This is a genomic window from Clostridium sp. UBA6640, from assembly GCF_002455975.1.
Lineage (GTDB): Bacteria > Bacillota > Clostridia > Clostridiales > Clostridiaceae > Clostridium_J.
The window spans coordinates 664-12,751 of record NZ_DKLM01000152.1 but is presented as its reverse complement, the minus strand read 5'-3'; the positions used below and the strand labels follow the sequence as shown (position 1 = coordinate 12,751).

Annotated in this window: 12 protein-coding genes, 2 tRNA genes and 1 other annotated feature; of the genes, 11 read left to right on the top strand and 3 right to left on the bottom strand. The window is 26.9% G+C overall.

Features of this window, described 5'->3' with window-relative positions; translation table 11 throughout:
* Positions 1–6: 6 nt before the first annotated feature.
* A tRNA-Ile gene (locus B2W91_RS17540) sits at positions 7–83 on the top strand.
* A 5-nt stretch (positions 84–88) separates the two neighbouring features.
* A tRNA-Ala gene (locus B2W91_RS17535) sits at positions 89–164 on the top strand.
* Positions 165–206: 42 nt separating this feature from the next.
* On the opposite strand, the gene B2W91_RS17530 is transcribed toward B2W91_RS17535, so the two are convergent.
* Positions 207–380, bottom strand: coding sequence for a hypothetical protein (locus B2W91_RS17530; protein WP_291583268.1), 174 nt, complete (start codon positions 378–380; stop codon positions 207–209).
* A 28-nt stretch (positions 381–408) separates the two neighbouring features.
* Positions 409–579: a hypothetical protein gene (locus B2W91_RS17525; RefSeq protein ID WP_291583267.1), complete on the bottom strand. Its 171-nt coding sequence runs from the start codon at positions 577–579 to the stop codon at positions 409–411.
* Between the two features lie 104 nt (positions 580–683).
* Between B2W91_RS17525 and hutG the strand changes: the two genes are divergently transcribed.
* The 8 genes from hutG (at position 684) to B2W91_RS17485 (ending at position 10,516) form a co-directional block, all read left to right on the top strand.
* Positions 684–1,700 carry a formimidoylglutamase gene (hutG, locus tag B2W91_RS17520; RefSeq protein ID WP_291583266.1) on the top strand — a complete coding sequence of 339 codons (1,017 nt, stop codon included), beginning with the start codon at positions 684–686 and terminating at the stop codon, positions 1,698–1,700.
* Between the two features lie 409 nt (positions 1,701–2,109).
* Positions 2,110–2,610, top strand: coding sequence for an HDIG domain-containing metalloprotein (locus B2W91_RS17515; protein ID WP_291583265.1), 501 nt, complete (start codon positions 2,110–2,112; stop codon positions 2,608–2,610).
* A gap of 709 nt (positions 2,611–3,319) precedes the next feature.
* The gene (locus tag B2W91_RS17510) at positions 3,320–3,838 is read left to right on the top strand and encodes a transcription repressor NadR (protein WP_291583264.1); all 519 of its coding nucleotides are present in this window, start codon (positions 3,320–3,322) and stop codon (positions 3,836–3,838) included.
* Between the two features lie 237 nt (positions 3,839–4,075).
* Entirely contained in the window at positions 4,076–6,784 is a 2,709-nt protein-coding gene (locus B2W91_RS17505; RefSeq protein WP_291583263.1) for a UPF0182 family protein, read from the top strand.
* Between the two features lie 24 nt (positions 6,785–6,808).
* Entirely contained in the window at positions 6,809–8,203 is a 1,395-nt protein-coding gene (locus B2W91_RS17500; RefSeq protein ID WP_291583262.1) for an NAD(P)/FAD-dependent oxidoreductase, read from the top strand.
* A 12-nt stretch (positions 8,204–8,215) separates the two neighbouring features.
* Positions 8,216–8,452 carry a DUF1667 domain-containing protein gene (locus tag B2W91_RS17495; protein WP_291583261.1) on the top strand — a complete coding sequence of 79 codons (237 nt, stop codon included), beginning with the start codon at positions 8,216–8,218 and terminating at the stop codon, positions 8,450–8,452.
* Between the two features lie 58 nt (positions 8,453–8,510).
* Positions 8,511–8,717: a binding site (T-box leader), on the top strand.
* 77 nt (positions 8,718–8,794) lie between these two features.
* On the top strand, positions 8,795–10,081 hold the full coding sequence (gene serS / locus B2W91_RS17490; protein ID WP_291583260.1) for a serine--tRNA ligase: 1,287 nt from the start codon (positions 8,795–8,797) through the stop codon (positions 10,079–10,081).
* 267 nt (positions 10,082–10,348) lie between these two features.
* Positions 10,349–10,516: a hypothetical protein gene (locus tag B2W91_RS17485; protein WP_291583258.1), complete on the top strand. Its 168-nt coding sequence runs from the start codon at positions 10,349–10,351 to the stop codon at positions 10,514–10,516.
* Positions 10,517–10,567: 51 nt separating this feature from the next.
* Here B2W91_RS17485 and B2W91_RS17480 read toward each other — a convergent pair whose 3' ends face one another.
* Entirely contained in the window at positions 10,568–10,990 is a 423-nt protein-coding gene (locus B2W91_RS17480; RefSeq protein ID WP_291583256.1) for a hypothetical protein, read from the bottom strand.
* A gap of 516 nt (positions 10,991–11,506) precedes the next feature.
* On the opposite strand from B2W91_RS17480, the gene B2W91_RS17475 reads away from it, so the two are divergent.
* Positions 11,507–11,923, top strand: coding sequence for a hypothetical protein (locus B2W91_RS17475; RefSeq protein ID WP_291583255.1), 417 nt, complete (start codon positions 11,507–11,509; stop codon positions 11,921–11,923).
* Positions 11,924–12,088 lie beyond the last annotated feature (165 nt).

The following is a 12,088-nucleotide window of genomic DNA, read 5'->3' as shown; positions in this document are numbered from 1 at the left end:
CAGTACGGATCTTTAGCTCAGTTGGTTAGAGCAACCGGCTCATAACCGGTAGGTCCGGGGTTCGAGTCCCTGAAGGTCCACCATATTTGGGGGTATAGCTCAGTTGGGAGAGCACCTGCCTTGCACGCAGGGGGTCAAGAGTTCGAATCTCTTTATCTCCACCAAAAAGCAATTCAAAAGAATTGCTTTTTTTTATTTATAAAAAATTAATTTTTAAACCTAGATTGGTCGCAATTTAAATTATACATTCTTATTGTTTCTACTGATTTCATATGCATTTGCTTTATTGCACCTGTTTCGATTATTAAGCCTCTAAAGTCAGCATCAGACAAGAATAAGCCACTAACTCTATCTAATGAACTAAAAGCTTCTGTAAACACTAAACCTCCATGTATCATTCACTTCTAACTAGTAATATTTGCCTTGATCAAAATGTGATACAAAGTCTAAAAAGTTATTATCAACGTTAAGTTTATCATTAGTTAATGGTGTATTTATCATTTCATTAGCTGATTGTAGACTAGTACTAAGTTGAGATAAAAGCATTGAAACACCTTTAGATATTTGATTATAAGGCATTGATATGAAAACTTACATATTTTCCCCTTTTTAATTAATGCTTTCAATGTTATAATATGAGTTACTTTTTATATAGTTATGAGATTATAATGGGAGATGAATTTATGAATAATAAAAATTATATACCAATGGATGAGAGCATTTGGAGTGGAAGAGTTGATAGTACTTTCAACTACGATGCTTTTAGATGGCACCAACATGTTAAACCATTAAATTTATGGGATGAAAATATAAAACCTGTAGAAAGCTTAAGCTTTGGCATATTAGGCTTTTGTTGTGATATAGGTATAAAATTGAATAAAGGCAGAGTTGGTGCAATAAATGGTCCAATATCCATAAGAACTCAAATGGCAAACTTCCCTTGCAACTTTTATGAATGTGTAAATATATTTGATGCAGGTGACATAGTTGCAGAAGGATTGAGTTTGAGTGAAGCACAAGAACTTTTATCTAAATCTGTAGCTAGACTTCTTAGTTTAAATATATTCCCAATTGTATTAGGCGGAGGACATGAAACTGCTTTAGGAAACTTTAAAGGACTCTTTAATAATGTGCAAACTATATGTGATAAACCAAAGATTGGCATAATAAATTTTGATGCTCACTTTGATTTACGACCTTATGATAAGGAAGGAAGCTCTGGAACTATGTTTAGGCAAATATCAGATATCTGTAAAAATAATGATATGGATTTTTCCTATTTCTGTGTTGGTGTTCAAGAACATAGTAATACAATTGAGCTTTTTAAAACTGCTAATAAATTAGGAGCTAAATATGCTCTTGCAAAAGACATAGTATCTAGTGATGGATGGGCACTTATTAAAGCCTTAAAAGATTTTATAAAAAAGCAAGATTACATATATGTAACCATTTGTTCGGATGTATTTTCAGCAGCTTTTGCTCCAGGTGTTAGTGCAACTCAAACTGTTGGGTTAGATCCTGAAATGGTAATTCAAGTCTTAAAGCATATATTGAAGTCAGGAAAGGTTATGAACTTTGATATATGTGAGGTAGCTCCAAGATTTGATAAAGATAATATAACTTCAAATACTGCAGCAGTAATAATATTTGCCCTAGTAAATACTATTTGTAAGCAGTATAACTTAGAATATAGCTATTAAGATAAAGGGTTTAGTTTAAAATTTTGTTCTTTGAGCATATTTGTATATAATAGACATATATATATGTACTACTCATAAGGTTAACCTATATACCCATAAATTTGTATTAACAAATTATTTTAGCTTATATTTATATAATTGAGAATTGACGATTGACAATGGACAATTATGGATACTTCTCTCACGAGAAGTTTTGAATTTATTTTTTTAAAAGTGATGAAGTCACTTTTATTATAAATCTGTTAAAGAAATTGGTTGGTTTGATAAAACTAATTTGAACAATAATTGTCAATTCTCCACTGATAATGGAGAATTGAGTCTGGCTAATAATGCTAATAAGGATTGACCATTTTAGAGAGATTAAATTTAAGAGTAATATATATGAAAACATACATTTTAGGAGTTATACATGTTTATTTATAGAGTAAAACAATTTTTTAAGGCTGTGACAGCTAAAATTACAGATGAAGATATAGAATTTATTAATAGATATTTAGAACCTTTTGAAATTGAGTTATTTAATAAGCTTAAGGTTTATGATAAAAAGCATTGTATAAATGTGGCTAAGGATATTTTAGAAGAAACTAAAAAAATATCTTTAAATTGTGATGATATAAAAATGTTAATAAAGACAGGGCTGCTTCACGATATAGGTAAATTGTATAGAAGCCTAAATCCTATAGAGAAATCTATAATAGTTGTTTTAAATTTTATTACTAGAGGCAGATTAAAAAAACTTGATAATATAAAATTTATAAATGTTTATTATAATCATGGCGAAATAGGATATAACATATTAAAAAAATATGATTATGACGATAATTTTTTAAATTTAATAAGATACCACCATACAAATAATTACCAAAATATTTCCATGGACATATTAAAAAGATGTGATGATAAAAATTAGTATATAAACTGCCTTCATATTACATAAGAAAAATCACTATTAAATATTAATTTTTAATAGTGATTTTTCTTATATATTAGAGATTTTTAGAGGATAAGTAATTATAAGGATAGCTAGTACTATTACATATTTTATAGTATGTTAAATCATAAAAATTATAAATATATGTCTAATCTAGATTTTTCTAAGATATAAAATACTCTAGGAATCCTTAATCAGCTATTTTCTTTAAGATTATTTAGATATATTCTATTATATTTTTTCCAAGAGTTAATGCTATAAATAATTCCGCAGGAAGATCCTATTAATATAGTAAATATTAGAGAATTTTTATTTAAAATATGTTTTGTTTTAATATTATTTATAATTCCAAAAGCTAATATAAATATGGATATATAGATAATAGTATGTTTTAAGATATAAAGAATTTGTCCTTTCTTTCTCCAATTGCTCCAATATGATATAAAATCATTTCTTATATGCATTTAATACCCTCTCATTTCCATAAAATAAATATAAAAATATTATACCACTTATTTACATTAAATGGTAATGATATTATAATAATATATATACTTCATAATATAAATTATAGAAAAGAGCATAGTTTATAAATATCTATTTATTTTTATTATAAATAGATATTTATAATGTTAAAATATACTTATACCTTAAAAATATATTTTATATATGTAAGATGGAGGAAAAAATGAATTCACAAATTCGTAGAGAAAAAATTAAAGAAGTATTATGCAAAAGCAATGACGCTTATAAAGGCCAAAACTTAGCAGAAATTTTTGGTGTTACAAGACAAATCATCGTAAAGGATATAGCTATACTAAGAGCTGAGGGTATTAATATAATTGCTACTCCTGAAGGTTATATTGTGCCTAATAATGACACTATGAAAGTTAAAAAAGTAATTGCTACTTTACATGATAAAGAAAATATAGAAGAAGAAATGAAAGCTATTATTAAGTATGGTGGAATAATTGAGGATGTTATTGTTGAGCATCCGTTATATGGAGAAATAAAAGGAATGCTTATGGTAAAAAACTTATATGATGTAGAAAATTTCATAGATAACCTTCATAAGTATGAAGCAGAACCATTATTTTTATTAACTAATGGAATTCATCTTCATACAATTAGTGCAGAAAATGAAGAAGTTATGGATAATATTATAGGCGAATTAAAAAATAAAGGATTTTTGGTAGATAATATGTAAGCTAATATACTATTCTATATAGGATTTATCTTTAAAGAGTAGTATTATTAAGATGTGCGCAACAGTTATAGATATTTATGCATTTTAAGATAATAAATGCTTAATATTTATATAAAAGGAAGTATCATTAAAATTTTTAACTAATCATTTAATTTCACATATTTTAAGAAAAAAATTATGAGAGTAGATATAAAACTTAATATATATTTATTTGAAAAAGGATAAGGGGGGGATAATGTGAAGAAGAAAGGAATAGTATTTTCTTTTATAATAATGATAATGCTAATACTTTTGGTTTTAGCTTCTAGTATAAATATATTAGTTGATTATCAGTGGTTTAAAGAATTAGGATATTTATCTATATATTTTAAGAGAGTTTTAGCTACATTAAAGTTAATGATACCTGTATTTCTTATTATTTTTACTGTTATAACAGTATATTATATAAGTTTAAAACCTAGCATTATGAAGATGAAAAAAGTTATAGAAAGAAATAGAGCTAAAGAGAAAAAGATATTTAAAATATTCTTAATTATAAATGCTTTAGTTTCTATGTTTTTTTCCTATATTTTTGCATCAAATTATTGGTATAGAATATTAGAGTTTACAAATTCAACATCCTTTAATTTAAATGATCCTATATTTAATAAGGATGTCTCTTTTTATGTATTTAAGCTGCCTTTAATACAATCATTGTATAGCAGCATAATTTCTTTGTTAGTTATCTTAGTAATAATCACTTTTATAATTTATATTTCTTTTAGTGCTAAAGATAAAATACAGGGCAAAGTTACTAATATAAATAATAAAAGTTTTAAAAGCTTTAAAAGCGGTATAACAAATTTTGCAGGTAAGCAGCTAGCTGTCCTTTCAGCATTAATTATGCTATTTATAGCTTTTGGATATATGATTAACGCATGGAATTTAGTTTATTCACCACAAGGTGCAGCTTTTGGCGCAAGTTATACAGATATGAGAGTTAGCTTGAAATTTTATAGGGCTATTTCAATAGTAGGACTAGTGGCTTCAGTAGTAGTATTCTTTAGTATAATTACATCTAAAGTAAAACCTATAATTTATTCAATTGTTTTAATGTTTGTACTGATTATAGGGGAAGGGGTATCTACAACTTTTGTTGAAAAGTTTATAGTTCAATCTAATGAAAAGACTTTAGAAAAGCCCTTTATTGAATATAATATTGATTATACAAGAAAAGCTTTTAATATTGATGAAATTAAAGAAGAAAATTACAATGTTATTAATAATTTAACTCAAGAAGATATAAAAGATAACAAGGATATAATAGATAATATAAAGATAAATGCATATAAACCAGCATTAGAATTTAATAATCAATTTCAATATATAAGGTATTATTATGGCTTTAATGATATTGATATAGATAGATATAATATTAATGGAAAGTACAGTCAGGTATTTATTGCGCCTAGAGAGTTAGATTTAAATAAATTAGATGATAACTCAAATACATGGCAGAATAGGCATTTGTCTTATACTCATGGATATGGAATTATAATGAGTAAGGTTAATTCAGTAACAAGTGAAGGACAACCTAACTTTGTTATTAGTAATGTACCTATAGAGAATAAAACCGATATAAAGCTAGATAATCCAAGAATATACTTTGGAGAAAGTACAAATGACTATAGTGTAGTTAATACTGATCTTGGCGAAATTGATTATCCTATGAGTGGAGAAAATATAACTAATAACTATGATGGAGAAGCTGGAATAAGAATGTCTATGCTAAATAGAATTTTATTCTCATTTAAATATCAAAATCCTAAGTTTATTTTATCCCAGGATATAAATAGAGATAGCCAAATACTTATACACAGAAATATAAAAGAAAGAGTAAATAAAATAGCACCTTTTTTGCAATATGATAGAGATCCTTATATAGTTGTAGATAATGGTAAGTTGTATTGGATTATGGATGCTTATACAGTAACAGATAAGTTTCCTTTTGCTCAGCCTTTAGACAATAATGTAAACTATATGAGAAACTCTATTAAAGTTATAATAGACGCGTTTAATGGTACTACAAACTTTTATGTTGTAGATAAAAATGATCCTATAGCTGTTACTTACTCTAAAATATTTCCACAATTATTTAAAGATGTTGAAGAGGCGCCTAAATCTTTAAGAGACCATTTTAAATACCCTGAAGATTTATTTAATATTCAGTGTCAAGTTTTAGGTAAGTATCATGTAAAAGATCCTGGAGTGTTTTATAATGGAGATGATGTATGGAGCATAGCAAGTGATAAAGAAAAAGTAGATGAAAATGAAAAAGAAAAATTAAATGAAGCTTCCTATGTTATTATGAGATTACCTAATGAAACAGAAGATGAAATGGTAGTATTAGAATATTTTAATACTAAAGGTAGGGATAATATGGTAGCTATGTATGGAGTAAGAATGGATGGAGAAAATTATGGGCAAATGTTCCTATATAAATTTCCTACAGGTGGTACTGTATATAGTCCTATGTTATTTAAACAAAAATTACATCAAGATCCGGAAATATCTAAAGAATTATCACTTTGGGATACAAAAGGCTCAGAAGTTCAATTTGGAGAAGTTTTAATTATTCCAATAAAAAAATCTTTACTATATGTTGAGCCTCTTTATTTAAGAGCTGCAGGAGAAAAGAGTATTCCAGAAATGAAAAATGTAGTTGTAGGATATGGGGATCAAATAGTTTTAGCTAATAACATTGAAAGTGCATTAGCTAAATTGTTTAGTTATGAGGATAAAGCTGGAGATGAAAATAAAGTGATTACAACCACAGATAAGGTTGATATTAAAAGGATTAAAGAATTGTACGATAAAGCAATAGAAGCTCAAAAGAATGGAGACTGGGCTAAATATGGTGAATATATAAATTCACTTGGCAGGGAAATAGAAAAAGTTTCTGAATAGTACAAGTTAATTTATGGAGGAATTATGGATTACGACGTGCTTGTATTAGGTGGCGGCATGATAGGTTGTGCCGTTGCCTATGAATTATCAAAATATAATTTAAATATAGCTGTAATAGAAAAAGACTATGATATCGGTTCAGATGCAGCATTAATAAATACAGCAACAATTTATGATGGGCTTGAGTGTGAAGATACACTTAGCTCTTCATTAATTCGAAAAGGCAATAAAATGATTGACAGTTATGTAAGTAAGTTTAATGTACCTTTTAAAAGATGTGGTTCATTATATGTAGCTAAAAATAAGGAGCAAGAAATACAAATTGAAAGAATGTATAAAATAGCTTTAGAGAAGAAAATAGAGGAGATTAAATTACTTTGTGATGAAGAAATTTACAAAGTAGAGCCTAATTTGCAAATAGGATTTAAAAAGGCACTATATATTCCTAATACAGGTGTAGTACGCTCTTATGACTTAGCATTAGCTTATGGAGAGATTGCTTTTGATAATGGGGTAAAATTTAAATTAGAAGAAGAAGTTTTAAACATTGAAAATACATCAAAGGGATTTAAAGTTGAAACAAATAGAAATAAATTTACTTGTAAAATAGTTATAAATACAACTTCTCAAAAGGATTTAGGAAGGGACTATAATAAAAATAAAATAAAAGACCCTTATAAAAATAATTTAAAATATTTTATAGTAGATAAAAGCTATAATAATTTATACTCAAACATAATTTTTGACATAGACAATAAAGAAAGACGGTATATACGTCCAACAATGAATGGAGAAATAATAGGAGCATTAAGCACAGATGAAAATGTAAACTATGATATAGTTATAGATAAATTGTCTCATTTAACTGGGAAGGTTGATGCAAAGAGTATTAAGATGGTTCTTGACTGGAGCTTATACGATGAACCTGTGGTTATTGATGATAATTTAAATGATAATGGTTATATTAATGTAAGTGTTAAGCATTTTGGAAAAGTTACCATGACACCAGCTATTGCTGATATGGTATGTAAAATGGTAGTTAATGATTTAAATTGTATATTAAAAAAGGATTTTATAGATAGAAGAAGAGAATGCTACAAATTTAGAGATTTAAGTAATGAGGATAGAAAAAGAATAATAAAACTAGATAAGAAATATGGTAAAATAGTTTGTAGGTGCGAAAATATAACAGAAGGTGAAATTGTAGATGCAATAAGACGACCTTTAGGCGCTCGTACGCTAGAGGGTGTAAAAAGAAGAACAGGCGCAGGTTTTGGAAATTGTAGGGGTTCTTATTGCAATCAAGTTATAATTTCTATATTAGCTAGAGAGACAGATAAACATATAACGGAAATAGTTAAAAACTCAAAAAACTCTAAAGTAGTGTTAAATAGAATTAAAGAATTTGATACAATGTAAGGAATGATAAATATGTGCAATGAAGAAATATTAACTACCATTGTTAGAGTTAAGGGCTCTAATAAGCATGATATAGCTCCTGTTAAAAGTACTAGACCTATAAATAAAGAATTATGGCTTGAATGTTCAAAGGCTTTAAGTAGAATTCATATTGGACCTCCTATAAGAATAGGAGATGTAGTATGTAAAAATATATTAAATACTGGTGTAGATATTGTATGTACTAAAAATATATATAAGAATATTTAATTTTATATTGACAAAGTATATATTAACATATAGAATTATTTTCAAAATAAATATTTAGATTAAACCGTTGAAGAGTCTAGTAGCAATTTATTAACATTAAAGAGAGTCAGTACGTGGTGTAAGCTGATATGTTAAGTTTTGTGAATCCAACTTGAAGGGACTGTGATGAGCAGTACGGTAATTGCCGTTATTATAATTAAGAGGAATAGTATTTTTTTAATATTATTCAATTTAGGGTGGCAACGCGGAGTCTTTCGTCCCTTTTGGGATTGAAGGCTCTTTTTTTGTTTGAAAAAATTTATAAATAATAAAAATAAAATAAACGTATAGGAGGAAATTATTATGTTAGATTTAAAAAGAATTCGTAATAATGCTGAAGAAATAAAAAAAGCACTTAATGATAGAGGAGAAAATTTTGATATAAGTGTTATTGATGAGGTTGTAGATTTAGATAAAAGAAGAAGAGATATATTAGTTGAGGTTGAAGAATTAAAAAATAAAAGAAATACTCAATCATCTCAAATTCCAAAACTTAAAAAGGAAGGATTACCTGTTGATGATATAATGGCAGAAATGAAAGGGCTTGCTGATAAAATTAAAAACTTTGATGTAGAACTTTCAGAAATAGACGAAAGAATAAAATATATAATGCTTAGAATACCTAATATACCAAATCCTGAAGTTCCGAGTGGAGATACTGATGAAGATAATGTAGAAGTAAGAAAATTTGGTGAGCCAAGAAAATTTGAATTTGAGCCAAAAGAGCATTGGACTTTAGGAACAGAAAAAGGAATATTAGACTTTGAAGCAGGCGGAAAAATCACTGGTTCAAGATTTACAGTATATAAAGGATTAGGTGCTAGATTAGAAAGAGCTATAATAAACTTCTTTTTAAATAAGCACATAGATGAAAATGGATACACAGAAATATTACCGCCATTTATGGTTAATAGAAATAGTATGACAGGAACAGGACAACTTCCAAAGTTTGAAGAAGATGCTTTTAAAGTTGCAGATACAGATTACTTTTTAATACCAACAGCAGAAGTACCTGTTACTAATCTTTTTAGAGATGAAATAATAGAAGGAGATAAACTTCCAATAAAGTATGCTGCTTATAGTGCTTGTTTTAGATCTGAAGCAGGTTCAGCANNTTCAGCAGGAAGAGATACAAGAGGACTTGTAAGACAGCATCAATTTAACAAAGTAGAGCTTGTTAAATTTGTTAAGCCAGAAGACTCTTATAAGGAGCTTGAAAGCCTTGTAAATGACGCAGAAAGCGTTTTAAAGGCATTAGGACTTCCTTATAGAGTGGTTAAGATATGTAAAGGTGATTTAGGATTTACTGCTGCATTTAAGTATGATTTAGAAGTTTGGATGCCAAGCTATAATAGATATGTTGAAATTTCAAGCTGTAGTAATTTTGAAGATTTCCAAGCAAGACGTGCAAATATTAAATATAAAGATGATGCTAAAAGTAAACCTAATTTTGTACATACATTAAATGGATCAGGTGTTGCTATAGGAAGAACAGTAGCTGCTATACTTGAAAACTATCAAAATGCTGATGGAACAATTACAATCCCAGAGGTTTTAAGACCATATATGGGCGGAAAAGAAGTTATGTAGTGCAAAAAAATAAAGTTAAAAATCTTATAAATTTAGAAAGATAATTTATCGGTTTAATTAAATAATAATAATTTATATTAAGGAGATACGAATTAGGTTAGCTTAGTTCGTATCTTTTTTGTTTTGTAAAAATATATAGATCAATTAAATAGCTTTGCTATTAATGTATATTTTTTCCTGGTGAAAAATTAGCGTATAACAGCTACAAATTTAATTTTATTACTTTTTAATTTTAAAGTATAAAGAAGGAGGGTATTAATAACAGAAATGTTAGGGTGTATTTATCCAGATAAAGCAGCTCAAGCTATTACAAATATTCCATTAATATCGAATTTAGCAAATAAGATAATATCTCATACATCAGTAATTGATTGTGGAGAAAATGATAGTGAAAAAGATGGTTTTGAGGTGTATTTACTCCATTCCACGAATTAATTGGTGGAGTCATTGCAGGATAAAAAGGGCCAATGAAATAGAAAGCCACTTTTATTTATGAGCGGCTTTTATTATTTTAAAATCTTTTTCTGTAAATGTATTTCTATAAATAGTATTCATTTCAGATAAATCATTAAATCTTTCTATTTTATTATTTTCATAATCTAGTACAATATAGACATCTTTGAATGATTCTTGCCCAACTATGAACGCTGTCTTCATTTCCTTTAAATCTATATATTTAGTTATATTCCTATCAATATCCCTTTGTATTTCTTCATCCATTAAAGAATATTCTTTTCTTCTATCATGAGGTGTTACCAATATTTGATATCTGCAATCTTTTCCAAAGTATGCAACAGTATCTTTACCTGTCATATACTTTGCTTTTGGAGTAAGAATGCTTACAAAAACAAATATTAATATTACAATAATTGGAACAAATATGCAAAGTTTTTTAATAGTTATCTTCATCAAATTCCTCCTCTCTCAATTTAAGTATTATATATAATTATTTTCTCATATATGTAAAAATTAGAAAGCAATTAAAGATGGTTACCAATTTTAATTTTATAGAGTTATGAAATTAAAGCCTTATTCTCTTTATATAGTGTAAGGAAAAGTTAACAAGTTACTGAATTACAAAGAAACATGATAATATAAAAATTTATAAAAAATTATAGTGAAATTAAGGCTTCTAATATTTTAGATATATCCAGACAATCTGTAAATGAAGTTAAGAATAGAACTTTATTTAAATTCAAATATCTGAGGTAAATTATAGAGTTACTTTTATAAAGAAAATCAACATTTTAAGGAAGTGTTATATCTTTATAACTTAAGTTATGTGAAGATCTTATTATTATGATAGAAGAGTTCATATATTTAATCTTACATAATGCTTACCAATCTTACTCTTTTGTAATAAACATAAAAAAGTATTGAAGTTTATCATACTATACTGGTAATATTGCATTAGAGGTGATAATTATGGAAAAGCCACAGAAGAAAAAAAGTAAAGCGCTTTTAATAGCAATCACTATTTTGATATGTATTTCGTCAATAATAACAGTAAATTTTTTTGGTAACGGAAATCATGTAAAAAAAGTTCAAGCTATAGTTATAAATACACAAAAACCTTCAAAAGAAAAGGACGATGATATAGAAGTTAGCAAGTCTAAAGATGTAGATGAGGATAGTCAAATAGAATTTATAGAAACATTTAAGGAATTTAATTTAAAGAAACATGATACAAGCAATCAAAAAATTGATAAGTTAATAGAAGAAGTAGAAAAATATATTGAAGACATTAAAAAAATTAGCATAATAAAAGAAGTAAAAATAACTTTTAGTAAAATCAATATAAATATTAGGGAATTTTTTCAATTTATAGATGAATTTTTTTAATCGATAATCGCGTATAAGTTTAAGTTCTACCAAATTTATACAATTAAGCTAAGATATATTAAAATTATACAATTTTAATGCAAAAGTTTTCTAATAACTATTGACATATGTGATAGAAATAAATATAATGGTAAATGTGAGTTTGACACGGAGAGATGGTCGAGT